At 58.1% G+C, this 23426-nt stretch carries 27 protein-coding genes; 22 read left to right on the top strand and 5 right to left on the bottom strand.

The annotated features are described in order from the left end of the window. The first annotated feature begins 83 nt into the window (after positions 1-83). The 18 genes from cysE to ACT3UM_RS16730 all read left to right on the top strand — a co-directional run bounded on the left by cysE (position 84) and on the right by ACT3UM_RS16730 (position 15505). The gene (gene cysE / locus ACT3UM_RS16815) at positions 84-947 is read left to right on the top strand and encodes a serine O-acetyltransferase (protein WP_498900650.1); all 864 of its coding nucleotides are present in this window, start codon (positions 84-86) and stop codon (positions 945-947) included. 78 nt (positions 948-1025) lie between these two features. Further along, positions 1026-1493, top strand: a complete 468-nt coding sequence (gene iscR, locus ACT3UM_RS16810) for a Fe-S cluster assembly transcriptional regulator IscR (protein WP_498900648.1) — start codon at positions 1026-1028, stop codon at positions 1491-1493. A gap of 39 nt (positions 1494-1532) precedes the next feature. Beyond that, a complete protein-coding gene (locus ACT3UM_RS16805) occupies positions 1533-2717 on the top strand; it encodes an aminotransferase class V-fold PLP-dependent enzyme (RefSeq protein WP_498900646.1) in 1185 nt (394 codons plus the stop codon). A 12-nt stretch (positions 2718-2729) separates the two neighbouring features. Next, positions 2730-3056, top strand: a complete 327-nt coding sequence (locus tag ACT3UM_RS16800) for a HesB/IscA family protein (RefSeq protein WP_498900644.1) — start codon at positions 2730-2732, stop codon at positions 3054-3056. Between the two features lie 245 nt (positions 3057-3301). After that, positions 3302-3727, top strand: a complete 426-nt coding sequence (gene ndk, locus ACT3UM_RS16795) for a nucleoside-diphosphate kinase (protein ID WP_008959763.1) — start codon at positions 3302-3304, stop codon at positions 3725-3727. Positions 3728-3816: 89 nt separating this feature from the next. Then, positions 3817-5013: a dual-specificity RNA methyltransferase RlmN gene (gene rlmN / locus ACT3UM_RS16790; protein ID WP_498900642.1), complete on the top strand. Its 1197-nt coding sequence runs from the start codon at positions 3817-3819 to the stop codon at positions 5011-5013. 116 nt (positions 5014-5129) lie between these two features. Next, positions 5130-5864: a type IV pilus biogenesis/stability protein PilW gene (pilW, locus tag ACT3UM_RS16785; RefSeq protein WP_498900640.1), complete on the top strand. Its 735-nt coding sequence runs from the start codon at positions 5130-5132 to the stop codon at positions 5862-5864. Positions 5865-5911: 47 nt separating this feature from the next. Further along, entirely contained in the window at positions 5912-6964 is a 1053-nt protein-coding gene (locus tag ACT3UM_RS16780) for a RodZ domain-containing protein (protein WP_498900638.1), read from the top strand. Positions 6965-6972: 8 nt separating this feature from the next. Further along, a complete protein-coding gene (ispG, locus tag ACT3UM_RS16775; RefSeq protein ID WP_035576671.1) occupies positions 6973-8088 on the top strand; it encodes a flavodoxin-dependent (E)-4-hydroxy-3-methylbut-2-enyl-diphosphate synthase in 1116 nt (371 codons plus the stop codon). Positions 8089-8148: 60 nt separating this feature from the next. Beyond that, on the top strand, positions 8149-9450 hold the full coding sequence (gene hisS / locus ACT3UM_RS16770) for a histidine--tRNA ligase (RefSeq protein WP_498900636.1): 1302 nt from the start codon (positions 8149-8151) through the stop codon (positions 9448-9450). A 72-nt stretch (positions 9451-9522) separates the two neighbouring features. After that, a complete protein-coding gene (locus ACT3UM_RS16765; RefSeq protein WP_498900634.1) occupies positions 9523-10179 on the top strand; it encodes a YfgM family protein in 657 nt (218 codons plus the stop codon). Next, entirely contained in the window at positions 10176-11345 is a 1170-nt protein-coding gene (gene bamB, locus ACT3UM_RS16760) for an outer membrane protein assembly factor BamB (protein ID WP_498900632.1), read from the top strand. Before ACT3UM_RS16765 ends, bamB begins: the two co-directional genes overlap by 4 nt. Continuing rightward, positions 11342-12745: a ribosome biogenesis GTPase Der gene (gene der, locus ACT3UM_RS16755; RefSeq protein WP_071695367.1), complete on the top strand. Its 1404-nt coding sequence runs from the start codon at positions 11342-11344 to the stop codon at positions 12743-12745. The genes bamB and der overlap by 4 nt, the downstream gene beginning before the upstream one ends. Positions 12746-12964: 219 nt before the next feature. Beyond that, positions 12965-13579, top strand: coding sequence for a hypothetical protein (locus ACT3UM_RS16750; protein ID WP_498900630.1), 615 nt, complete (start codon positions 12965-12967; stop codon positions 13577-13579). A 72-nt stretch (positions 13580-13651) separates the two neighbouring features. Continuing rightward, entirely contained in the window at positions 13652-13891 is a 240-nt protein-coding gene (locus ACT3UM_RS16745) for an addiction module protein (RefSeq protein ID WP_498900628.1), read from the top strand. Further along, positions 13888-14187, top strand: coding sequence for a type II toxin-antitoxin system RelE/ParE family toxin (locus ACT3UM_RS16740; protein ID WP_498900626.1), 300 nt, complete (start codon positions 13888-13890; stop codon positions 14185-14187). Before ACT3UM_RS16745 ends, ACT3UM_RS16740 begins: the two co-directional genes overlap by 4 nt. A 234-nt stretch (positions 14188-14421) precedes the next feature. After that, positions 14422-15225 carry a M48 family metallopeptidase gene (locus tag ACT3UM_RS16735; protein ID WP_498900624.1) on the top strand — a complete coding sequence of 268 codons (804 nt, stop codon included), beginning with the start codon at positions 14422-14424 and terminating at the stop codon, positions 15223-15225. A gap of 19 nt (positions 15226-15244) precedes the next feature. Further along, positions 15245-15505, top strand: coding sequence for a hypothetical protein (locus ACT3UM_RS16730; protein WP_498900622.1), 261 nt, complete (start codon positions 15245-15247; stop codon positions 15503-15505). Positions 15506-15586: 81 nt separating this feature from the next. Here the strand turns inward: ACT3UM_RS16730 and aroE are convergent, their stop codons facing one another. The 5 genes from aroE to ACT3UM_RS16705 form a co-directional block, all read right to left on the bottom strand. Continuing rightward, the gene (gene aroE, locus ACT3UM_RS16725) at positions 15587-16408 is read right to left on the bottom strand and encodes a shikimate dehydrogenase (protein ID WP_498900620.1); all 822 of its coding nucleotides are present in this window, start codon (positions 16406-16408) and stop codon (positions 15587-15589) included. Then, positions 16405-17358, bottom strand: coding sequence for an oxygen-dependent coproporphyrinogen oxidase (gene hemF, locus ACT3UM_RS16720; RefSeq protein ID WP_498900618.1), 954 nt, complete (start codon positions 17356-17358; stop codon positions 16405-16407). The genes aroE and hemF overlap by 4 nt, the downstream gene beginning before the upstream one ends. Before the next feature lie 87 nt (positions 17359-17445). Beyond that, entirely contained in the window at positions 17446-18003 is a 558-nt protein-coding gene (gene tsaC, locus ACT3UM_RS16715; RefSeq protein ID WP_498900616.1) for an L-threonylcarbamoyladenylate synthase type 1 TsaC, read from the bottom strand. Positions 18004-18046: 43 nt separating this feature from the next. Continuing rightward, positions 18047-19183, bottom strand: a complete 1137-nt coding sequence (dprA, locus tag ACT3UM_RS16710) for a DNA-processing protein DprA (protein WP_498900614.1) — start codon at positions 19181-19183, stop codon at positions 18047-18049. Positions 19184-19217: 34 nt separating this feature from the next. Then, the gene (locus tag ACT3UM_RS16705) at positions 19218-20063 is read right to left on the bottom strand and encodes a peptidoglycan-binding protein (RefSeq protein ID WP_498900612.1); all 846 of its coding nucleotides are present in this window, start codon (positions 20061-20063) and stop codon (positions 19218-19220) included. Positions 20064-20246: 183 nt separating this feature from the next. On the opposite strand from ACT3UM_RS16705, the gene def reads away from it, so the two are divergent. From def to ACT3UM_RS16685, 4 genes are read left to right on the top strand one after another with little or no spacing between them, the layout of a single operon-like run. Further along, positions 20247-20759 (top strand): peptide deformylase, encoded by a 513-nt coding sequence (gene def / locus ACT3UM_RS16700; RefSeq protein ID WP_498900610.1) that lies wholly within the window; start codon positions 20247-20249, stop codon positions 20757-20759. 47 nt (positions 20760-20806) lie between these two features. Continuing rightward, a complete protein-coding gene (gene fmt / locus ACT3UM_RS16695) occupies positions 20807-21811 on the top strand; it encodes a methionyl-tRNA formyltransferase (protein WP_498900608.1) in 1005 nt (334 codons plus the stop codon). After that, positions 21808-23142, top strand: coding sequence for a 16S rRNA (cytosine(967)-C(5))-methyltransferase RsmB (gene rsmB, locus ACT3UM_RS16690; RefSeq protein ID WP_498900606.1), 1335 nt, complete (start codon positions 21808-21810; stop codon positions 23140-23142). The genes fmt and rsmB overlap by 4 nt, the downstream gene beginning before the upstream one ends. A 51-nt stretch (positions 23143-23193) precedes the next feature. Next, positions 23194-23400 (top strand): dodecin, encoded by a 207-nt coding sequence (locus tag ACT3UM_RS16685; protein WP_008959783.1) that lies wholly within the window; start codon positions 23194-23196, stop codon positions 23398-23400. The last annotated feature ends 26 nt before the right edge of the window (positions 23401-23426 follow it).

Genomic DNA, 23426 nt, shown 5'->3' with positions numbered 1-23426 from the left:
TTCCAAGAGCCGGTGATATTTCAAGAATCCGTTCGAATAGTTCAATAGCTAGACGCCGCCTTTATAACGCCAAGGAACACCTCATGTTTCAACGTCTACGTGAAGACATCAACAGCGTATTTGACCGCGACCCGGCCGCACGGAACTTTCTTGAGGTGCTGACCAACTACCCTGGCCTGCACGCCCTGCTGCTGCATCGCTGCGGCCACTGGCTGTGGAAGAAAAACCTCAAATGGCTGGCGCGGACGCTGTCGACGTTTTCACGCTGGCTGACCGGTATTGAAATTCATCCGGGTGCCACTATTGGGCGGCGCTTTTTTATCGATCACGGCATGGGCGTGGTGATTGGCGAAACGGCGCTGGTCGGCGACAACGTCACGCTCTACCAAGGGGTCACCCTGGGCGGCACCAGCTGGAGCAAAGGCAAGCGCCACCCAACTCTAGGCGATGGCGTCATTGTCGGTGCAGGCGCCAAGATACTCGGTCCTTTCACCGTGGGTGCCGGGGCCAAAATCGGCTCTAACGCGGTAGTCACCAAAGAAGTACCGCCGGGGTCTACCGTCGTTGGCATTCCCGGCAAAATTGTTAAACGTGCCGACCCTGATGTGGAAGAAGCATTGGACGTCGATCCTGCCCGCCGCGAAGCCATCTGCCAGAAATTTGGCTTTGATGCCTACGGCGTCAGCCAGGATATGCCCGACCCGGTGGCCCGCTCGATGCAGGCCATGCTCGACCACATGCACGCCGTGGATGAGCGTATTGAACGTATGTGCTCTACCTTGCGCAAGTTAGATGACAACTACCGCGATGGGCAGCTACCAGCGCTGCGCGATGAAGATTTTGCCGATATTCTGGACGAAAACGATACTGGCTGCTCTGGCGTAGGCAAGCACTCGGCAGAGGCGACGGCCAGTGAGCAAGAAACGCTGCCGCCGCGTAATGGTTGACCAAAGCACTCAGGTTTTCCCATAATGGCAGCACATTTGCCGTTAGTGCGCTGAGCATTCAGCGTCGAGGGGCTTGCCATGCGCTTGACCACCAAAGGCCGTTACGCCGTTACCGCCATGCTTGATTTAGCCCTGCATGCCCACAACGGCCCGACCAGCCTAAGCGATATCTCCCAGCGCCAAGAGATATCGCTCTCCTATTTAGAGCAGCTTTTTGCTCGCCTGCGCCGTGCAGGCTTGGTCAATAGTGTGCGTGGCCCGGGCGGCGGCTACCTGCTTTCCCAACCCGCGGACGTGATTAGTGTTTCAAAGGTGATTGACGCGGTGAACGAAAGCGTTGATGCCACCCGCTGCCAGGGGCTTTCCGACTGCCAGCAGGGTGACACCTGCTTGACGCACCATTTGTGGTGCGAGCTTTCCGTGCAGATACGCCGCTTTCTGGATGATATGACGCTGGCACAACTGATGCTGCGCCCTGATGTCATACGTATTGCATCGCGACAGAAACAGCGTGCTGAGGCGGGTATTCTCGCCTCGGCACCCTAATCCCACTTTCCCTGACCGAACAACCGCTGGAACGTAACGATGACCACACCCACGCTGCCCATTTACCTGGATTACGCCGCTACCAATCCGGCGGATGCCCGCGTGGTTGAGGTGATGCAGCGCTACCTGACGGTTGACCAGCTGTTCGCCAACCCGGCGTCGCGCAGCCATATGCTCGGCTGGCAGGCAGAACAGGTGATTGAGCAGGCGCGCCGCCAGGTGGCCGACGCCATTGGCGCCGATCCGCGAGAGATCGTCTGGACCAGCGGCGCGACAGAAGCAGATAACTTAGCGCTGATTGGCTTTATGCGCGCCAACCGCGAACGTGGCCTACACTTAGTCACCTCGACCATCGAGCATAAAGCCATCGTAGACACTGCCCTTGCGCTGGAAAAAGAGGGCTTTGAGATCACCTGGCTAACGCCGGGGCGAGATGGCTGTATTCAACCCGAACAACTGCGCACGGCGATGCGCGACGACACCGCGCTGGTCTCGCTAATGGCGGTTAATAACGAACTGGGCAGCATCAACGATATCGCGGCCCTGGCGGCCGTTGCCCATGAGTTTGGCGCGGCCTTTCATACTGATGCCGCCCAGGCGGTAGGGCGTATTCCGCTAGACGTTGTGGCCCAGCAGATTGACCTGATGTCGCTGTCCGGCCATAAAACCTACGGCCCCAAAGGCGTGGGCGCGCTGTATGTGAAGCGCCACCCGGACATTCGCGTGGAAGCGCTGATTCATGGCGGTGGCCATGAGCGCGGCATGCGCTCCGGCACACTACCGACCCACCAGATTGCGGGTATGGGTGAAGCCTTTGCGCTAATGCACCAGCAATACGACGAAGACAACGCCCATATTACACATCTACAGCAGCACTTTTTGCGCGGCCTTGAGGGTGTCGAGGGTGTTTTTGCCAATACCCCCTTAGACCACGCTGTTCCCAACATTCTCAATCTGGCGTTTGAAGGCGTCGACGGCGAGTCGCTGCTGATGGCGCTGCGCGATGTGGCGGTTTCGACCGGCTCGGCGTGCAACTCAGCCAGCGTCGACCCGTCCTACGTGCTGCTCGGCATCGGCACGCCGCGCTCGCTGGCGCTTTCGTCGCTGCGCTTTAGCTTCGGGCGCTTTACCACTGAAGCCGACATTGATCATGCGCTAACGCTCATACGCCATGCGGTGAGCGGTTTACGGACACCGCCACGCAAAGCGGCTGACACTTTTTAAGGAGGACGCCTCATGGCAACACTCAATATTACCCCGGCTGCCGCACAACAGATTCGCAACGTGCTTGACGAGCGAGGCCAAGGGCTCGGCCTGCGCGTCTCGGTCAAGCCCAGCGGCTGCTCCGGCTATAGCTACGTGCTCGACTTTGCCGACACTATCAGCGACGAAGAAGTGCATTTTGAAGCTCACGGGGCCAGCGTCTATGTCGCGCCCGATGCGGTGGAGATGCTTAACGGCAGTGAAGTGGATTATGTCAGCGAAGGGCTGAACCGCTTTTTCCGCTTCAATAACCCGAACGTCAAAGATGAGTGCGGCTGCGGCGAAAGCTTCACCGTCTAAGCCTTGTTGTGCCGAGCTTGGTCGTGTCGAGTTTCATCGCCGGTATTCATCCCCGGGCTTAAGCGCTATAATCGCGCACCTGGATAAAAACGCTCTGGCAGCTGGGTCGTACCCCGCATGCTTTTTAAAATGCTAGCTGATTAAACGTTAGCTGCTGAAGCGCCATTAACCGAATCATTTTCTGGGCCGCCCTGGCCTTCTGGGGCGGCACTTTTTGCTTAAGCCTTTTTGAGGAGACCATTAACATGGCTACTGAACGCACTCTTTCTATTATCAAGCCTGATGCCGTTGCTAAAAATGCGATCGGTGAGATCATCGCCCGTTTTGAAAAAGCTGGCCTGAACGTTGTTGCCGCGAAGATGGTTCACCTCTCCGAAGAGAAGGCTGGCGGTTTCTACGCAGAACACAAAGAGCGTCCGTTCTTTAAAGACCTGGTTGGCTTCATGACCTCTGGCCCGGTGGTTGTTCAAGTGCTTGAAGGTGAAGGCGCCATCGCTAAAAACCGCGATCTGATGGGTGCAACCAACCCGAAAGAAGCGGCTCCCGGCACTATTCGCGCCGATTTTGCGGAAACAATCGACGCTAACGCTGTCCATGGTTCTGATTCTCCAGAAAGCGCTGAGCGCGAAATTAGCTACTTCTTTGGCAACGACGAAATCTGCCCGCGCTAAGCCTTCAAGGTAGCGCCGCCGAATCAACTTTCGTTGCCGGCCATTTTGCGGGGGTTTGTCCCCCGCCCCTTTCTATAACGCTGACCGCCATGACCACCACTGTAGCCCAACATACGCCCGCCCCCCGTGACGCCGATAGCTCAGACGCCGCCAGCACGCCTGCTGCCAAAGCGACGCCTGAGCGGCAAAACCTGCTTGGCATGTCCCGCGAGCAGATGGAAGCCTTCTTTTTGTCGATCGGCGAAAAGAAGTTCCGTGCCGCACAGCTAATGAAGTGGATTCACCAGGAAGGCAGTGATGACTTTGCTGCCATGACGAACCTTTCCAAAGCACTGCGTGAAAAACTGGCCCGGCTGGCAGAAATTCGTGGCCCAGGGGTGATTTATGAGGGCACTTCCAGCGACGGCACCCGTAAGTGGGTGCTGGAAGTGGAAGATGGCAGCTATGTAGAAACGGTATTGATCCCGGCGGAGAACGGTAAGCGCCGCACGCTGTGCGTTTCCTCCCAGGTCGGCTGCTCGCTGGACTGTAGTTTTTGTTCCACCGGCAAGCAGGGCTTTCAGCGTAACTTAACCGCCGCTGAAATTATCGGTCAGGTATGGGTCGCCCAGCGCAGCGTTGGCCCGCGGCGTGATACGGCGAACCGTCCGGTGACCAACGTAGTGATGATGGGCATGGGCGAACCGTTGCTCAACTTCGACAACGTTGTACCTGCCATGAAGCTAATGCTCGACGACAACGGCTACGGCCTGTCCAAGCGCCGGGTGACGCTATCGACCTCTGGCGTGGTGCCAATGATAGACAAACTCGGCGATGAAATGGACGTCAGCTTAGCCATTTCACTGCACGCGTCGACTGACGAATTGCGCAATGAGCTGGTGCCCATCAACCGTAAGTACAATATTCGCGCGTTGTTGGACGCTTGCCACCGCTATCTTGCCAAGTGCCCGGACAATCGTCAGGTCACTATTGAGTACACGCTGATCAAAGACATCAACGATCAGCAGGAGCACGCCGAGCAGCTCGCCGCACTGCTCAAAGAGCTGCCGTGTAAGATCAACCTAATACCGTTTAACCCGTTCCCCAACTCAGGGTACGAGAAACCGTCGCGCAATCAGGTGATGCGCTTCCAGCAGTGGCTATACGATTTAGGCTACAACGCGACGGTGAGAACGACCCGAGGTGAAGACATTGACGCCGCCTGCGGCCAGCTGGTTGGTCGCGTGAAAGACCGTACCAAACGCAGCGCGCGCTATATCCAGTCGGTACAGCTTGATGCGGACTAGGGTGAGGTGTAGAAAATTGGGCTTATCTTGACTTCCGCTTGGCACGGCGCTTTGATGGACACGGTTTTTATGTAGCATAGGGTTAGTTTTCGGACGTTCACCACAAGAGGATTTACATGATCGCTCACCGCAGGCGCCAACACCCATCGCGGGTGCCCATGCTCACCGTGCTGATCGGTAGCTTGTGGCTAGCCGGCTGTGCATCGTCCAACAACCTTACACCGCAAGCCAATCCCGCGGCGGCAGAGGCCTATACCCAGCTTGGCGTCGCCTATCTGGAGCGCAACAATCTCCCCCGCGCACTCAACGCACTGGATCGGGCGCTGGAAATCGCCCCTCGCCATGCCGAAGCACTGCAGGCGCTGGCCCTTGTTTACCAGCGTCAGGGCGAAAGCGCCCTTGCCAATGACTACTTCCAACAGGCGGTGGACGCCGAACCTGACTACACCCGCGCCCGCAATAACTACGCGGCGTTCTTATACGGTCAGGGCCAGTTCGACGCCGCCTGTGAGCAGTTAGAAATCGCATCAGAGGATGCCCAGTACGCCAACCGTGCCCAGTTATTTACCAATTTAGGGCAGTGTTATCTGGCGCTGGAAGAATTTGATAAAGCGCGCGCTCGGTTGAAGCGCGCGCAAAGTATCGATCCGCGTAACTCACGCGGCTATTTAATGTTAGCTGAACTCGAATATTCGCAGGGCAATTACTCTCAGGCCTGGGCGCCGCTGCAAACCTATTTACAGCTCGCCGAGCCCGACCAAGCAGCGCTAACAATGGCGATTGATATCGCCCAAGCCCGGGGCGAGCATAGCACCGCCGCCGAATACCAGCGCCTGCTTGGCAACGACTGACTGATTGACGCCCTGATCACCGCTTATTAAATGAAGGATGCTCAGCCATGAGCGATACACAGTCACAAGAAAGCGTCATTGATAGCACTATCACGAACGACCAAAACACTAGCGCCTCTCCCGGCGAACTGCTGGTTCGCCAGCGCGAGCAGTTAGGTATTCCACTCGCCGATGCGGCCCGGGCGCTAAACCTGCGCCCCGCCGTGGTGGGCGGGCTTGAGCAGGACAACTACCAAGAAATTCCTGTCGCGGCCTATCGCCGCGGCTATCTGCGCTCCTACGCTAAATACCTGGGGTTGGATGATCGTCTGGTGCTCGAGGCTTATCAGGCCCGCAGTGGCGGTACCGATACCGAACGCAAAGTCACCCCGGTCTCTACGGCAAGGCCGCCCTCCCGGATTGGCGCTTGGCTGTTCAAGCTGGTGACTTTGTTGGTCATTGTGGGCCTTATCGCGGTGACGGTGATGTGGTGGCAAAGCCGGGGTGGCAACGAGCCGCCGGGCTTTGGCTCCACCTCCACGGAAGAGACCGCTACCGCCCCTGCAGAGCCGGCCAGTGAACCCGCTGAAACAGAAGGGAGCGCGAGTTCAAGCTTCACCAGTGGTGACGAAAGCGCGACGCTGCCCAGCAATGCCACCAACGTCACACCTTCAGCGACGGCTACGCAAGATCCAACGCCCAGCGCTCAAGATGATGCTGACGCCATCGCTGGCCTCGACGAGTCAGTGCTAGACGATTCAAACGACACCGCCAGTAGTGCTGATGGAAGCGACGAGCTGGCCAGTACCCAACAAGACAGTGAAGCACAGAGCAGTGCGGACAGCGAGCAAACAGCCGCTGCCGAGCAGACCGCCAATGCCACTGTCCTTGAGCTGACGTTTAACGAGCAGTCATGGACTGAAATTTTCGATGCCACCAACCAGCGCGTCTTCGTTGGCCTGCAAACGCCTGGCACCTCGACGACCGTCGAGGGCGAGCCCCCGTTTCGATTAACCGTGGGTAATGCCACCGGCGTCGAACTGCGCTACCAAGGCGAGGAAGTTGACCTTCCCGCCCGCGCAGGCGCCAACAACGTCGCCCGATTTACCTTGGGAGAGTGACCCGTCCTATGCACGCCCCTTCTCCGATAAAACGCCGCCTTTCCCGTCAGATTCAGGTCGGAAACGTCGCGGTGGGCGGTGATGCCCCCATTGCCGTCCAAAGCATGACCAATACCAACACCCTGGATGTCGCCGCCACCGTGGCGCAAATCCAGCAGTTGGAAAAAGCCGGTGCGGATATTGTGCGCGTCTCAGTGCCCGATATGGACGCCGCCGAAACCTTTGGTCAGATCAAAAAGCTCGTCAATGTACCGCTCGTTGCCGACATCCATTTTGATTATAAAATAGCCCTACGTGTCGCTGAACTCGGCGTCGACTGCCTGCGCATTAATCCAGGCAACATTGGCCGTGAAGATCGCGTACGCGCGGTAGTGAGCGCCGCCCGCGACCATGGCATTCCAATCCGCATTGGCGTCAACGCCGGTTCACTGGAAAAAGACCTGCAGAAGAAGTATGGCGAACCTACCCCAGCGGCGCTGGTGGAGTCCGCCATGCGCCATATTGATTACCTGGATCGCCTCGACTTTCCCGACTTCAAAGTCAGCGTCAAAGCCTCGGATGTGTTTATGGCCGTGGCCGCCTATCGCGACCTTGCCGCGCGCATCGAGCAGCCGCTGCACTTAGGGATTACCGAAGCCGGTGGTCTGCGCTCGGGCACGGTCAAGTCATCGATTGGTCTGGGCATGCTGCTGATGGATGGCATTGGCGACACGATTCGCGTCTCGCTGGCGGCCGACCCGGTGGAAGAGATCAAAGTCGGCTTTGATATGCTGCGCAGCCTCAAGCTGCGCTCGAAAGGCATCAACTTTATCGCCTGCCCCAGCTGCTCGCGCCAGAACTTCGACGTTATCAGCACCATGAACCAGCTCGAAGAGCGGTTGGAAGACGTGATGACGCCGCTCAACGTTTCGGTGATCGGCTGCGTGGTCAACGGACCCGGCGAAGCCAAAGAAACCGATATCGGCCTGACCGGCGGCAGCCCCGCCAACTTGATTTATATCGATGGCAAACCAACCAGTAAGCTGCGCAACGATCACCTGGTCGATGATCTAGAAAAGCTGATTCGCGATAAAGTGCGTGAAAAACAGCAGCAGCAAGACGCTATGATTGCCCGCAGCGTTTAACGCTGGGGCTGGCTGCCAGCCTGGGTGAGCAACGCCTGATGGCAGAATAAGGAGTTTTCTTTGAGCAAGTCCGCCGTTAAAAAGATTCAAGCCATCCGTGGTATGAACGACTTACTGCCCAGCGACAGTCCGCGCTGGCATTTTTTTGAAGCCAAGGTACGCCAGCTGATGGTGCGCTACGGCTTTAATGAAATTCGCACGCCTATTGTTGAACAAACCGCGCTGTTTGCGCGCTCTATTGGTGAAGTCACTGATATCGTCGAAAAAGAGATGTACACCTTCGATGATCGCAACAGCGAAAGCCTGACGCTACGCCCTGAAGGCACCGCCAGCTGCGTGCGCGCGGCCATGGAACACGGTTTGCTGTATAACCAGACCCAGCGGCTGTGGTACCAGGGGCCGATGTTTCGCTATGAGCGCCCGCAAAAAGGCCGTTACCGCCAGTTCCACCAGATCGGCGTAGAGACCTTCGGCTTTGATGGCCCGGATATCGACGCTGAGGTGATCCTGCTTTCGGCACGCCTGTGGCAAGAGCTTGGGCTGATGGAGCACGTAACACTGGAGCTTAACTCGCTGGGTTCATCGGAAGCACGGGCGGCCTACCGAGACACCCTGGTGAGCTACTTCGAGCAGCACCATGACGTCCTCGATGAAGACTCCAAGCGCCGCTTGACCAGTAACCCGCTGCGTATTCTCGACTCCAAAAACCCGGCTATGGCGGAGATGCTCGACGCCGCGCCGCAGCTGATGGATCACCTGGATGACGAGTCCCGGGAGCACTTTGAGCAACTCACGAAGATGCTTGAAGCGGCGGGTATTGCCTATGTGATCAACCCTCGACTAGTGCGTGGGCTCGATTACTACTGCCGCACCGTGTTCGAGTGGACCACGACGGCACTGGGCAGCCAGGGGACCGTCTGCGCAGGCGGGCGTTACGACGGTTTGGTCGAACAGCTGGGTGGCAAACCGACCCCAGCAGTCGGCTTTGCTATGGGCATTGAGCGGCTGATTTTGCTGCTCGAAACCCTTGGGTTGATTCCCGATGATGCCCTCGGCGGTTGTGATGTTTATCTGCTGCCAATGGACGATAGCGCCACCACGGCGGCCATTACGTTGGCCGAACAACTGCGTAGTGAACTGCCTGAGCTACGTCTGCAGCTTCACTGCGGCGGCGGCAGTTTCAAAAGCCGGATCAAAAAAGCCGACAAGAGCGGCGCCACAATGGCCATTCTGATCGGTGAAGATGAAATCGCGGCGCAGTCGGCAACCGTCAAATTTCTGCGCGATGACCGCGAACAGCAGAGCGTCCCGCAAGCAGCATTAGGCCGCACGCTGCGTGAGTTTTTGACGGCTAGCGCATAAGCTTTGCAGGCTAGCCGCCTGCTCGCATGCGACGGTCTAAACATACGATTGTAGAAGAATAGGAGCCCGCCCGTGGTGGAGCTGAGAAGCGAAGAAGAGCAGCTAGACGCCGTCAAGCGCTGGTGGAAAGAGAACGGCATGTCATTAATTGCAGGCGCTGTCCTGGCAGCGGCTGGGGTCTTCGGCTGGAACGCCTGGCAGAACTATCAACAGGGCCAAGCCGAAGCAGCCTCAATGCGCTACCAACAGTTGGTCAATATGACCGCTGGCAACGAGCTTGACGAAGATCAGCTAGCCAGCGCCCGGGGAATGGTCAGCGAACTGACCGACGAGCATGGCGATACCCTCTACGCGGAACTCGCGCTACTGCTGGATGCACGCCTGGCGGTGCAACAAGGCGATCTGGAAGCTGCGCGGACCGCGCTGGAAAGCGCTGCCGACTCCTCGCGCCGCTATGTACAAAGCCTTGCATGGCTGCGTCTGGCCCGTGTTGAGCTCGCTGACGGCAATCCTACCCAGGCACTGGCGCTGCTCGACGAGCCGATTAGCGACGCGCTAGCGGCCCAGCGGGCTAATGTACGCGGCGATGCATTCGCTGCCCAGGGCGACAGCGAGGCGGCCCGTGAGGCATGGGAAACCGCCTTACAACTGGCACAAACCCAAGACCAGCCGCTTTACGGCGTGCAGTTCAAGCTTGACGATCTCGGCGCTGAGGAGGCGACACAATGACGTTTGGTATCCCAACAAAACAGCTAGTACGCGCAAGCATAGGCGCACTATCGCTGGCACTGCTGGTCGGTTGCGCGAGTAAAGGCGAGCCTGCTTATACCCCCAAAGAGCTAACGAGTTTCGACGAAACCTCCTCGCTAGTGACTCAGTGGGATCGCAAGGTGGGCGATGGTTTTGGTCACTCACGCTACCCCATTGCACCTGACCGTGAGGGCGACAGCGTGTTCGCTGCGGACGCGGAAGGAGTGGTGATGGCGATGAATGCCGATAGCGGCGACGTCGAGTGGGAAATCGACCTGGATACCACTATTTCCAGCGCGCTAACGGCGATTGCCGGGCAGGTTTATTTGGCCACCGGTAACGGCGAAGTCATCTCTCTGGATCAGCGTGACGGCAGCGAAAATTGGCGCTCACGGGTGTCCAGCGAAGTGCTGGCCGCGCCCCAGGCCAATCAGCAACTACTGGTCGTGCAAAGTGTCGATGGCCGCGTGACTGCCTTGGACCGAGCCACTGGCGAAGAGCGCTGGGTATACACCAGTTCGCAGCCGTCACTCACTCTACGCGGCACTGGTACGCCGATGGTGATTGATCCGGTCAGCTTTGTTGGCTTAGCTAACGGCCGCCTGGCCACGCTGGACAACCGTAGTGGTCAGCCGTTATGGGATATGCAGATTGCTACACCACGCGGTCGTAGCGAAGTAGAGCGTCTGGTTGACCTTTCTGGCCAGCCGATTATCAGCCCCGATGGCCGCCTGTTTGTAACCAGCTACAACGGCCGTGTGGTAGCGTTGGAAGCAACCCAAGGCGACGTACTTTGGGAGGCGGATCTCTCGAGTCGCCATACACCCATTCTGGTCGGCGACTTCCTGTTTGTAGTCACCGACGACAGCCAAGTAGTCGCCCTCGACGCTAACAGCGGCCGCGAAATCTGGCGCAATGATGATCTTCAGGATCGTTGGCTGACGGCGCCCGCCTTTGCGGGTGGCAGCTTAGTATTCGGTGATTTTGAAGGTTATCTCCACCTGATCGATGCTCGTGAAGGCAACATCGTAGGCCGCACTCGCGTGCACAGCTCGGGCATTAGCGTTCGTCCGGTCACTGAAGGCAGCACCATTCATGTCCAGGCCAACAATGGTCGCCTGGAAACCCTGGAAGTCACTCCATGACACCCGTCATTGCTCTAGTCGGTCGCCCCAATGTGGGCAAATCGACGCTGTTTAACCGCCTAACGCGCTCGCGTGATGCACTGGTGGCCGATTTTCCTGGCCTCACCCGCGACCGTAAGTACGGCAATGGCATGCTGGGCGATAAGGTCTATACGGTTATCGACACTGGCGGTATCAGCGGTGACGAAGAGGGTATCGACGCCGCCATGGCCGAGCAGTCCCTCGCCGCCATTGATGAAGCCGATATTGTGCTGTTTATGGTCGACGCCCGCGCCGGCCTTATCGCCGCGGATCAGGCGATTGCCAACCACCTGCGGGTTAACCAGAAAAAAACCTGGCTGGTGGTGAATAAAACCGACGGGCTGGAAGAGCATTCGGCGATGGGCGACTTCTGGTCGCTCGGCCTCGGCGACCCCTGGCCCATTGCGGCCGCCCATGGGCGCAACGTTTCTACCCTGATTGACGTGGTACTCGAACCGTTTCCCGAGCGCGATGCCAGCATTCCTGCCGACACCGGCAGCAAAGGCGTTCGCATCGGCGTGATTGGTCGCCCCAACGTGGGCAAGTCCACCCTGGTCAATCGCCTGTTGGGTGAAGACCGGGTGGTGGTCTTTGATGAAGCGGGCACTACCCGCGATGCCATTGAGATTCCTTTTGAGCGCCGCGGCAAGCCCTATGTACTGATCGATACCGCAGGTATTCGGCGGCGCAAGAACGTGCGCGAAATTGCCGAGAAATTCTCCATCATCAAGACCCTGGATGCGATCAAAGAGTCCCATGTGGTGATCATGGTGCTGGATGGTTCCAGCGGTCTGGTGGAACAAGACCTACACCTGCTCGACTACGTATTGACCACCGGTCGTGCGCTGGTACTGGCGGTGAATAAGTGGGACGGCCTGGAAACCGAAGCCAAGGATAAAATGCGCACCGAGGTGAAGCGCCGCCTGGGCTTTGCCGACTACGCCGAGCTGCACTTTATCTCTGCCCTGCACGGCACGGCGGTGGGGGATCTCTACCCCTCCATTGATCGCGCCTTTGACGCCGCTAACGCCCACTGGTCGACCAACCGCCTCACTACCCTGCTCCAGGACGCGGTCAGCCAAAACCCACCACCGATGGTACACGGTCGCCGCATTAAACTGCGTATGGCCCACCAGGGTGGCAGCAACCCGCCGATTATCGTCGTCCATGGCAACCAAACCGAGTCGCTACCCGAAGCCTACCGTCGCTACCTGACCAACACCTTCCGCAAGGTGCTCAAGGTGCGCGGCACGCCGATTCGCTTTGAGTTCCGCTCAGGTAGTAACCCGTTCGACGACATGGCCGGCGCCAGCGACAAAGAGAAGGCGAAAAAGCGCGAGCTCAACCGCACCAAAGAGGCGCGCAAAAGCCGACGCTAAATGGCTTTAGTCACTGCTGTTTGAATTCGCCCGCTTGTATCGTCAAGCGGGCGTTTTGGTTCTAGCCTTACACCAGCGCCTGAACGCGCAAATTGTCTTGACAGAAAATAGCTTCAGCCCTCAAATAGCCGCGCTTATCACCAACCTAGCAAGCTAACATCAGCACCTAACCCTCAGCATCGTTACCCCACTACTTACGCCCTACTTAAGGGGAGTCTTATGTTTTATATTGCTCGCTACTGGCGCTGGCTGACCCTGTTTGGCCTTGCCAGCCTGCTCACGGGCTGCCTCGCCCTGCCTCAAACCGGCCTGTTTGCGTTTCGCTTGGCGGTGACCTCCCTGGGGGTCGAGGATGTTCGCATTGGGCCTTACAGCATTAATGCAGGGCTAGACACCAGCGATTTAACCAGCCTGATTGCGTCTAGCCTTGGCGCTGGCAGCCTGCCGGTTCAGGCCACCATTGCCATGGGGTTGGGCTTACCCGCGGGTATGCCCCCGGTGGAAATGTCAGGCTTTCGCTGGTCGCTGGATATGCCTGGGGTTGATCCTGTAGAGGGTAACTATGAGCAAGACGTCACACTGACCTCCGGTGACGATGCCAATTTACGCCTACCGGTAGCCTTTGATGTACTTGCCACCGACACCCAGCGCATGGCCCCCATGCTGGAGCTTGCCAGCCAGTTGGCGTCTCAAGGCGAGCTACCGGCCGGCAGTCAGTTGGCCATCACACCTGGGGATCTACGCGGTTTAGGCATGCGGCTTCCGGCGGGATTATTAACGCCGACCATTCGCCTGAACGTCGGCGCCGATGGGCAGTTGGTACCGCAAGGTTAAGCGTTCAACTGACTTCAATTCTTTGCCCCACAGTAGTAGAATATTTTGAAATGCATCGCATGAGGGCTCCTTATGGCTATTCCCGCAGAAGTTATTGAAACAGAAGCTCTTTCTCTTTCTAGAGAGGAGAAGACTCGTTTGGTAATGCATCTGTTAGAGAGCATTGATGAGAGACCTAGCTTGGATCCTCGACAAGTGGAGAGTGCTTGGGTGACCGAGGCGGATCGTAGATATCAAGCCTATCTTCGTGGCGAAGAGCACTCAATCCCCGCTGAAGAGGTGTTTGTGGATCTAAGGGCAGACGATCGTTGAAACCTGTTCGTTTTCTTGAATCTGCCCGTGAGGATGTTCGCCGGGGAAAGAGCTATTACCGCACTATCAGCCCTGAGTTAGCTCGAAGCTTTCAAAAGGCGGTGGAGGTCGCGGTTAAAGCTGCCGCAGCTCAACCTTTAGCGATGCAGATTATTAGCCATGAAGTGAGGCGCGGGCCTCTCGAAACGTTTCCTCATGGGGTGCTGTACCGTGACGAAGGCGAGTTCTTGCTGGTTCTTGCAGTTTTCCACCCGAAGCAAGCACCCGACAAATGGCAACAGCTCGCTCGCACATAGCGATGTATGACACCCATTTCTAGATGTGACAAAGCATGTTCAGTTTTAGTGCTGACACTGGATAAATATCGCCCGGCAGCCAGTCGTCGACATACACCAACCAGCGCATTAAACGGTGGCTCAATTCAGCCCCCATACTCATCCTCAAGGTGGGTTATGATGGGGGATTGATTTACTGCTATCAGCGGTTATCTTGTGTGCAAGAAATTCTTTCGTCTATAAGGAAACCGACTCATGCGCTGGCTTCGCCCTCTCGCTGTTACCGCGCTATGCGCGTCTATCGCCGCTTGTTCTACCTCGCCTACCGGCCGTTCTCAATTGCTGTTGCTCTCTGATAGCGAACTAAATGAAATGGGCCGCCAAGCGTTCACTCAATATCAGCAGGAACTGCCTACGGCCGGCCAAGCCAGTCATCGCTATGTCCAGTGCATAGCCGATGCCATCGTGGCGGAACTCCCCGCACAGCAGCAACAGCTAGATTGGCAAATACGCGTGTTTGAATCAGAGCAGCCCAACGCCTTCGCCCTACCCGGCGGCTATATGGGCGTGAATACCGGCATGCTGGATATTGCCACTAGCCAAGACCAGTTGGCCTCCGTGGTGGGACACGAAATTGGTCATGTACTGGCCAACCATGCCAATGAACGCGCCTCTACCGAAAGCGCTACCTCGCTAGGCCTGTCGGTGATTTCCAGCACCTCGGGCATGCAGTCCGCTGGTGGCCAGCAGCTCATGGGCGTACTTGGCATGGGTGCCCAGTACGGCATCGTGCTGCCGTTCTCCCGGGCTCACGAGAGTGAGGCTGATGTGATTGGCCTGGATCTAATGGCGCAAGCAGGCTTCGACCCACGTGAAAGCGTGACCCTGTGGGAAAATATGCAGGCCGCCTCAGGCGGCGGCGCCCCTCCCGAGTGGATGTCGACCCACCCCGGCCAAGGCCAACGTATTCAGGGACTACAAGGCAATATGGACCAAGCCCTGGCTATCTATGAACAAGCCCGCAGCAATGGCCGTACACCCAACTGCCCGCGCCCTTAATGGCTTGCTTGAGGTTTAAATGATTAAGCTGGGATTACTGCTGCTGGTACTACCGTTGTTTGTGCTGATGGGTGTGTATTTCTGGGAGCTCAACGACGTGCGCGCCTGCCAGCTTGATGGCGGTCACTGGGACTATATCGAAAGCGTCTGTAGCGATACACCGCAGCCCTTCGTATCCTGGCTCCAACGCTCGCCGCTGTTAGTTAATGGCGGCATGCTGCTTTCGGTGGTGGGGCTGGTGATGTGCACGGTGGGGTTGTACGTTAAGCGCGCTAATTGAAGCATTTTTAGCGGCATAAATAAGAAGCGGGGGCGGATACATTATCCGCCCCCGCTTTTTTAGCAGCGTTAACTGATGCGGTTATGAATAGTTAAGCGATTGACGCAGCATTTCACGCACGGGTGCCGTATCAGGGCGCACATTGCGCCACAGAAAAAACGACTCGGCGGCCTGTTCGACCAGCATGCCTAGGCCATCGAGCAGTTTTGCGCCGCGGGGGCCAGCCCATTGTAAAAACACGGTCGGTTCGGATCCGTACATCATGTCGTAGGCCCAGGCATGCGGAGCAAAAAGCGCATCCGGCAGCGGCGGTAAATCGCCGCTGAGGCTGGCGCTAGTGCCGTTAATCACTACATCAAAAGTGCCGTTAACGGTATCAAAACCACCGCCGTGGATAGGCCCAAGATCAGCAAAATCGCTGGACAACTGCTCGGCTTTGGCGGCGGTACGGTTAACCACGACGACCTCACTGGGCTGCTCGGCAAGCAAAGGCTCCAGAATGCCGCGCACGGCGCCACCGGCGCCTACCACCAAAATACGCTTCCCCGCTAGCGCTACGCGGTGATAGGCCAAATCACGCACTAAGCCAATACCGTCACTGGTATCGCCGTAGGTGCGGCCATTGCTACCGAGTATCAGCGTATTCACCGCCCCTGCACGACGGGCGCGGTGGCTTAAGGTATCGCACAGCGCGAAGGCATCCTCTTTGAACGGCACGGTCACATTGGCGCCACGCCCGCCTGCGTCGTTAAAGGCGCGCCAAGCACCGGCAAAGCCATCCAGCGGCGGCGCTTCGGCGGAGTACTCAAGCGCTTGTTGCGTTTGATGGGCAAACTCAGCGTGGATCTGCGGAGATTTGGAGTGTTTGACCGGGTTGCCAAACACGCAGTAGCGATCGGTCATGATGGCTCTCCGCTATTGGTGTGAACGGCATCCTCAGCGAATTCACCAAGCCAGTCACGAGGTTGTAAAAACGCCTGCAAGCGCGCTTCGGCACTGCCGGGCTCGGGTTCAAAGGCGTACTCCCAGCGTGCTAGCGGCGGCATGGACATCAAAATGGATTCGGTGCGCCCGCCGCTCTGTAGACCAAACAAAGTTCCGCGGTCCCACACCAGATTGAACTCCACGTAACGACCACGACGGTAGAGCTGAAAGTCGCGTTCACGATCGCCCCAGGCGTCGTTTTTACGCCGCTCGACGATGGGCAAATACGCCGCTAAGAAGCTGTCGCCCACCGCACGCTGCATGGCAAAACAGTCGGCAAACTCGCCGTCGTTTAAATCGTCGAAAAACAGTCCGCCCACACCGCGGGTTTCATCGCGATGTTTAAGATAGAAGTACTCGTCACACCAAGCTTTGTAGCGGTCGTAAACGTCGTCGCCAAAAGGATCGCAGGCGGCTTTTGCCACTTGGTGCCAGTGAACAACGTCTTCCATCACAGGATAAAATGGCGTTAAGTCATAACCGCCACCAAACCACCACACCGGCGGCTCGCCGACTTTCTCGGCAATAAAGAAGCGCACGTTGCCATGGCTAGTGGGTACATGGGGATTTTCTGGGTGCAGCACCCAGGAAACCCCTACCGCGTGAAAGCTGCGCCCGGTCAGTTCAGGGCGCGCGGCGGTGGCCGAAGGCGGCAGTTGGGCGCCATAGACATGGGAAAAGTTAACGCCGCCCTTTTCAAACACGCCACCATGGGTCATCACCCGCGAACGTCCGCCGCCGCCCTCTTCACGTTCCCAGCTATCCTCTTGAAACTGGGCAGCGCCATCGGCCTCAGCCAGTCCAGCGCAGAGCCGCTCCTGGAGATCAAGAAGGTAGCGTTTAACGTCATCAAGGTGTTCGTGGGCCACAGTAACTCCTGAGGGGTCATTGGTGAGTCGTAATGGGTGAATAGTGAGTAGTAATCGGTGAATAGTGAATGGTGAGTTGAACGACAGCTAGGAGCGCATGATTTTACCGGTGGCTAAATCCCTGATGGTGCTGGGTTTGGCGTTGCCACCGAGCGTACCTTCCACCACATGGGCAACTTCATCGCCAAAGATGTCATTGATCTCAGCAGCGCTCATGGCGGGTGGCTCTCCCGAACGATTGGCCGAGGTGGAAACCAGCGGGCCACCAAAGGCTTCGCATAGGGCTTTCATCACCGGATGGTCGGTTACGCGTAGCGCTACCCGCTCATGGGCGCCTCGTACCAACCCATGGCTGCGGCCATAGTCAGGCACTAGCCAGGTATTAGGCCCCGGCCAACTTGCCGCAAGGGGGGCGTGCATCGCTAATGGGAGCTGGCTCAACCAGGGTTGGAACTGCTCAATGTGCGCAGCGACGAGGATGACGCCTTTGGCAGGGTCGCGCTCTTTCATGCGCATTAGATGGGCCAAGGCTGCGTCGTTTTCGGGGTCGCAGCTAAGCCCCCAAACCGCTTCAGTGGGACAGGCAATCACCCCACCGGCACGTAAAGCGCTAATCGCAGGGGTTAGATCGGTCGCCAAACTCATGCTCTCTCCTCACGGCTAACAGGCCTTTAATGGTTTTATCCTATCATGGCCGCGGCAACCGCACCCAGCCTCCTGCCTGCTGGCTTACCCAGCCCGCCAACTCAAGCATAAGCAGCCGCTGCTGGCAGTCGCTGACCGATGTGCCAGTAATCGCTACCAGCGTGTCGATAGGCGTTGGTGTGGCCGATAGAGACGTTAATAATGAATCGGGTAAGCTATCCGTCAATGGCTCTTCGTTAGGCGGTTTTTCTGCCGTTTCCGGCAAGTGTTGCTGAATAGCGGCGTCGGGCGGTATGAACGCCTCCGCCCAGTGGCCAAGATCGGCAATGATATCGTCGACGTTACAGGCCAAGTGGGCACTGCCCTGGCGTAGCAGTGTCAGGCAGCCGCGGGCCTGGACGTTGTGCAATGAACCAGGCAGCACAAACAGCTCACGATTTTGCTCTAAGGTGAGCCGCGCACTGACCAACGAGCCGCTTTTTTCGGTCGCTTCGACCACCAAAGTGCCGAGCGAGAGGCCGGTAACGATTCTATTACGGCGCGGAAAAAATGCCGGACGGGCACGCGTACCAGGGGGATGCTCGGACAACAGCAGCCCGCCGGGCAGGCGACTAAGCTGCTCATACAGATCACGATTCGAGGCTGGGTAGATCACATCCACGCCGCAGCCAAGGACACCGATCGTGCGCCCGCCCGCATGCAGAGCTGCGCGCTGGGCAACGCCATCCACCCCTAATGCCATACCGCTAACCACACACCAGCCGCGACGAGAGAGATCCCGGGCGAAGGTCTGGGCATTGTGGGTGCCTTCGCCGGTGGGGCGACGAGTACCTACCATGGCAAGCTTGGGGCCCTCCAGAGCACCAAGATCACCCTGGGCCCAGAGCACCACGGGCGGGTCAGGCAACTCATTTAACAGTTCAGGCCAAGCGGGGTGGTCGCGATGTAGTACGTGGCGGCTTGGGCCGCTTTGCTGCCACGCCTGGGTTTCATCAATCACCCTTTGCAGCGGGCTGCGCTTTGGATGTTCAAGCCACAGGCGCAACTCGCTGGCTGCACGACTGGGCAGCGCGGCCAGCCACCCTTCCGGCCACTGCGGCTGACGGGCTACTAATTGCGCGATACGCAGCGCCCCCATACCGGGCAAGGCATTGACCACCAGCCACGCCTGGGCGTCCATAATACCTCCTTATCAATACGTTCTTTGCCGCCCGCTAATCCGCCGATGACTCAACTTGGTCGCCAACCTCTAGCACTCGGGATGCCTGCATCACCAAGGCGTAGCTGACACGATCATAGGGCTTAAATACCATCACAGTACCCGCCTCGGTGCTAGGTAGTTGAACCAGCTCCTGGCTACGCGGGTCGTTGATTAACTCCCCCTGTTGATTAACCCGCAGCACGTGCCCTGCCTGCAAGCCATCCAGAGTGCCGAGATCCAGCGTAACGATCTGCAATCGGCCAATAAAGCGCACCCCGCCGGGGACGGCAATAATATGGCCTTCGATAGGATTCAGCGGCGCGCGCGGGACAAGTTCGCTGCTTAGCTCGCGCTCTTCCAACGGCAGGATGATGTCATTAACACGCACTTCCTGGTGGGAACTAATCACTTCAAGCTGCGCAATATCGTCCTCACTGCTGACATGGCGGGCAACGCCCACGTTAATCAGCTCCAAACCAAGAGGCGTGCCATCCATGGCTAGATAGGATTCCGACTGACGATAGATGCCCACCTGACCGTGGCGCGGTACGTCGCCACGCACGTACACCTTATCCCCTGCGCCGCTAATTAAACGGCGATCATCCCCTGCTACTACATAAGCCAGCTCCTTCAGCGCCTCGGCATCGTCCACAACGCGGTGTTGGCGAAGAAAGGCCTGCGCTTCCTCCAAGGCGATGGGCTCAATCGCTTCACGATGGGGTAAGGTGCGCACCTGCGGCGAGAGTTTAATCACCTGCTGATCACGCTTCCATGCGGCGGCTTCGCTACTCACCAGCATCACTGCAATCAGCAGCAAAGCACTTAATCCCCCTCGGTAGGCGTGTTGTTTTGCCGCCATCCTGCTCTCCCCTAAAAGGTGAATAGTATGATTATTGTGCTGACGATAAGCCGCTATGCGCCTATGCCCAGAAACGTTGACAGCATGATATAGTGGCCCATCATAAAGTACCTAGGTTAAGCGACGCTCGTCACTGCCTAGCTTGACTTAATTTAGACTCAGCATAACGGTGATTGTAACGTCATGGCCAAACTTCCTATTCTTGAATTCCCCGATGAGCGCCTGCGCACCAAGGCTGCTGCGGTGGAAAGCGTCGATGATGAGGTACGCCAGCTCGTCGACGATATGCTGGAGACCATGTATGACGCACGGGGTATCGGCCTAGCCGCGACCCAGATCGATGTCCATCGCCGCGTCGTCGTCATGGACGTCAGCGACGATAACTCCCAACCGCTGGTGCTTATCAATCCGCGCTATACCCCGATTGGCGACGAGAAAGATCTGCTATCGGAAGGCTGCCTGTCGATTCCCGAGCATTACGCCGAAGTGCCGCGCTACCTGAAAGTGCAACTCAACGCGCTGGATCGCAATGGCGATGCCTACGAACTAGAGGCGGAGGGCTTGCTGGCACACTGTATCCAGCACGAGTACGACCACCTTGAGGGCGTGCTGTTTGTGGACTACTTGTCGCCGCTAAAGCGCGACCGTATCCGCAAAAAGATGCAGAAACGCCATAAGCAGATGCAGGACGCCTAAGCCTTTTTCCTACTTACATTTCAGCTAAGCCAGGTAGCCCTCTCTCTATGTCAAGATTGCGCGTTGTTTTTGCCGGCACGCCTGAATTCGCCGCCTCCAGCCTTGCCGCACTGCTGGAAAGCCAGCACGAGGTGGTGGCGGTGTATACCCAACCCGACCGCCCCGCCGGTCGCGGCCGTAAATTAACGCCCAGCCCGGTCAAGCAGCTGGCCTTGGCGCACGAACTGCCGGTCTACCAGCCTCAGACGCTGAAAGAGCCCGCTGCTCAAGCCGAGTTAGCCGCGCTCAACGCCGACATTATGGTCGTCGTCGCCTATGGGCTACTGCTGCCCCAGGCTGTATTGAATATACCGCGCTTAGGCTGCGTTAACGTTCACGCCTCACTGCTGCCCCGGTGGCGCGGCGCGGCGCCGATTCAGCGCGCGATTGAAGCTGGCGACAAGGTATCTGGCGTGACCATTATGCAGATGGATGCTGGCCTGGATACCGGCGCGATGCTCACGGAAGTGCGTACGCCTATTACAGAGCGCACCACCGGCGGCGATTTGCATGACCGGCTCGCCATTCAAGGTGCCAATGCGTTGATTAACACCCTGGATGATCTGGCCACAGGCACCGCTCACGCCACGCCTCAGCCGGAAGAGGGCGTTACCTATGCCGCCAAGCTGAGCAAAGCGGAAGCCGAGCTCGACTTTACCCAGCCCGCTCAGCAGTTAGCCAGCAAGATTCGCGCCTTTAACCCCTGGCCGGTGGCCTGGTGCGCCCTAGGCGATGATCGCCTACGCCTGTTAATGGCCAGCGTAGAGGAAGGCGAACATCCGCCTAGCGCACCCGGCACGTTACTTGATCACGGCGACGATCATCTGCGTATTGCCTGCGGGCAAGATGGCCGCGACGTATTGTGCGTGACCAGTGCGCAGCTGCCCGGCGGTAAAGCCATGGCCGTACGTGACTTATTAAATGCACGCCATGCGCGCCTGGCGACTGGCACTCGTCTTGGTGCTCGTTTTGAAGATTCTACGGCTCAGGCCAGCGAAGGAGAAACACCATGAGCCAAAAGCGCTCCCCCCAAGGCGGCAGTGGCCAGGAAGTCCGCGCCGCTGCAGCCCGTGCGCTGGCCCCGGTGCTCAGCGATCAAGGCTCACTGGCGGGACTTGATGAACACAGCGTGGTCGCCCGTGACCGCGGGCTGCTCAAAGAGCTCTGTTTCGGCACCTGCCGCCGTTTGCCGCGCCTGGAAGCCCTTGCAGGCGTGCTGCTTAAGCAACCGTTTAAAAAGCGCGACAGCGATGTTCAGGCGCTCCTGCTGGTGGGGATTTATCAGCTGCTGTATATGCGCATTCCGGCCCACGCGGCGGTAGGCGAAACCGCTGGCGCTGCACGCTTACTAAAGAAGGAGTGGGCCACCCGCGTTTTAAATGGCTGCCTGCGTCGCCTGCAGCGCGAATCCGAGGCGCTCCAAACCCAGGTAGACCGGGATGAGCATGTCGCTCTGGAGCATCCCCCCTGGCTACTTAACGCGCTGCGCCAGGCGTGGCCAGAGCAGTGGCGCGATATCATTGAAGCCAACAATCACGCAGGCCCGATGACGTTAAGGGTGAACCAACGCTACAACGACCGCGAGGCCTATTTGGGCATGCTCACCGAGCAGGGCTTGAACGGCCATTTATGCCCCCATGCCCCAGACGCCATCACCCTGGAAACGCCCTGCGATGTCACCGCGCTGCCCGGCTTTGAAGAGGGCCATGTGAGCGTTCAGGATGAGGCTGCTCAGCTCTCGGCGGCATTACTTGGCCCCACGCTCGCGCCACGGCCTGGGGCTCGTGTACTCGATGCCTGCTGCGCGCCAGGCGGTAAAACAGCCCATTTGCTAGAGCAGTTTGATATTGCGCTGACGGCTATCGATAGCGATAACCAGCGCTTGGCGCGGGTGGAAGACACGCTCAGCCGTTTAGGCGTCGAGGCGGTACTCGAACACGCCGATGCCACCGAGCGCGACTGGTGGAGCGGCACGCCGTTTGATGCCATTCTGCTCGACGCCCCTTGCTCGGGCACCGGTGTCATCCGCCGCCACCCCGATATCAAAAAGCTACGCCGCAAGGACGATATCCGTCCGCTGGCCAAGCTTCAGCGCCAGCTATTGGATAACCTCTGGCCGATGCTACGCGAAGGCGGCACCCTGCTGTACGCCACCTGCTCGGTGCTGCCTGAAGAGAACGTTGAGCAGATTGAGGCGTTTCTAGCCCGCACGCCGGATGCGCATGTCACCACGCCTAACGACGTTGCCTGGGGAATCACCAGCGGTTCGGGTCGCCAACTGTTTCCTGCCCAGAGCAGCCACGATGGATTTTTTTATGCCAGACTAGAGAAGCGCACTGCCTAGGCGCTAACTGATGCCGGGGGCAGTGAATTTATGACAAGGAAGGAGACATTTATGAGTCATCACACCTACAAGCACGTAGAGCTAACCGGCTCTTCCGAGAAGGGCATTGAGGAAGCGGTACAGAACGCACTGGCCAAAGCATCAGAAACGATTAAGCACATGCGCTGGCTGGAAGTCGTCGATACCCGCGGCCATATTGAAGATGGTCAGGTCGCCCATTGGCAGGTCACCGTTAAAGTGGGCTTTACGCTAGAATAATCCCCACCTGCTTTTCGGCGGCGGCT

It is taken from the genome of Halomonas sp. AOP13-D3-9, from assembly GCF_052379125.1.
Lineage (GTDB): Bacteria > Pseudomonadota > Gammaproteobacteria > Pseudomonadales > Halomonadaceae > Vreelandella.
Note: the sequence above shows the minus strand (reverse complement) of the source record. Positions and strands in the feature narration are given on the sequence as shown.

What these genes read in the sequence shown, in the direction of transcription:
- cysE (WP_498900650.1), top strand. Translation starts at nt 84, where the DNA reads ATGTTTCAACGTCTACGTGAAGACATCAACAGCGTATTTGACCGCGAC.
- iscR (WP_498900648.1), top strand. Translation starts at nt 1,026, where the DNA reads ATGCGCTTGACCACCAAAGGCCGTTACGCCGTTACCGCCATGCTTGAT.
- ACT3UM_RS16805 (WP_498900646.1), top strand. Translation starts at nt 1,533, where the DNA reads ATGACCACACCCACGCTGCCCATTTACCTGGATTACGCCGCTACCAAT.
- ACT3UM_RS16800 (WP_498900644.1), top strand. Translation starts at nt 2,730, where the DNA reads ATGGCAACACTCAATATTACCCCGGCTGCCGCACAACAGATTCGCAAC.
- ndk (WP_008959763.1), top strand. Translation starts at nt 3,302, where the DNA reads ATGGCTACTGAACGCACTCTTTCTATTATCAAGCCTGATGCCGTTGCT.
- rlmN (WP_498900642.1), top strand. Translation starts at nt 3,817, where the DNA reads ATGACCACCACTGTAGCCCAACATACGCCCGCCCCCCGTGACGCCGAT.
- pilW (WP_498900640.1), top strand. Translation starts at nt 5,130, where the DNA reads ATGATCGCTCACCGCAGGCGCCAACACCCATCGCGGGTGCCCATGCTC.
- ACT3UM_RS16780 (WP_498900638.1), top strand. Translation starts at nt 5,912, where the DNA reads ATGAGCGATACACAGTCACAAGAAAGCGTCATTGATAGCACTATCACG.
- ispG (WP_035576671.1), top strand. Translation starts at nt 6,973, where the DNA reads ATGCACGCCCCTTCTCCGATAAAACGCCGCCTTTCCCGTCAGATTCAG.
- bamB (WP_498900632.1), top strand. Translation starts at nt 10,176, where the DNA reads ATGACGTTTGGTATCCCAACAAAACAGCTAGTACGCGCAAGCATAGGC.
- der (WP_071695367.1), top strand. Translation starts at nt 11,342, where the DNA reads ATGACACCCGTCATTGCTCTAGTCGGTCGCCCCAATGTGGGCAAATCG.
- ACT3UM_RS16750 (WP_498900630.1), top strand. Translation starts at nt 12,965, where the DNA reads ATGTTTTATATTGCTCGCTACTGGCGCTGGCTGACCCTGTTTGGCCTT.
- ACT3UM_RS16745 (WP_498900628.1), top strand. Translation starts at nt 13,652, where the DNA reads ATGGCTATTCCCGCAGAAGTTATTGAAACAGAAGCTCTTTCTCTTTCT.
- ACT3UM_RS16735 (WP_498900624.1), top strand. Translation starts at nt 14,422, where the DNA reads ATGCGCTGGCTTCGCCCTCTCGCTGTTACCGCGCTATGCGCGTCTATC.
- ACT3UM_RS16730 (WP_498900622.1), top strand. Translation starts at nt 15,245, where the DNA reads ATGATTAAGCTGGGATTACTGCTGCTGGTACTACCGTTGTTTGTGCTG.
- aroE (WP_498900620.1), bottom strand. Translation starts at nt 16,408, where the DNA reads ATGACCGATCGCTACTGCGTGTTTGGCAACCCGGTCAAACACTCCAAA.
- tsaC (WP_498900616.1), bottom strand. Translation starts at nt 18,003, where the DNA reads ATGAGTTTGGCGACCGATCTAACCCCTGCGATTAGCGCTTTACGTGCC.
- dprA (WP_498900614.1), bottom strand. Translation starts at nt 19,183, where the DNA reads ATGGACGCCCAGGCGTGGCTGGTGGTCAATGCCTTGCCCGGTATGGGG.
- ACT3UM_RS16705 (WP_498900612.1), bottom strand. Translation starts at nt 20,063, where the DNA reads ATGGCGGCAAAACAACACGCCTACCGAGGGGGATTAAGTGCTTTGCTG.
- def (WP_498900610.1), top strand. Translation starts at nt 20,247, where the DNA reads ATGGCCAAACTTCCTATTCTTGAATTCCCCGATGAGCGCCTGCGCACC.
- fmt (WP_498900608.1), top strand. Translation starts at nt 20,807, where the DNA reads ATGTCAAGATTGCGCGTTGTTTTTGCCGGCACGCCTGAATTCGCCGCC.
- rsmB (WP_498900606.1), top strand. Translation starts at nt 21,808, where the DNA reads ATGAGCCAAAAGCGCTCCCCCCAAGGCGGCAGTGGCCAGGAAGTCCGC.
- ACT3UM_RS16685 (WP_008959783.1), top strand. Translation starts at nt 23,194, where the DNA reads ATGAGTCATCACACCTACAAGCACGTAGAGCTAACCGGCTCTTCCGAG.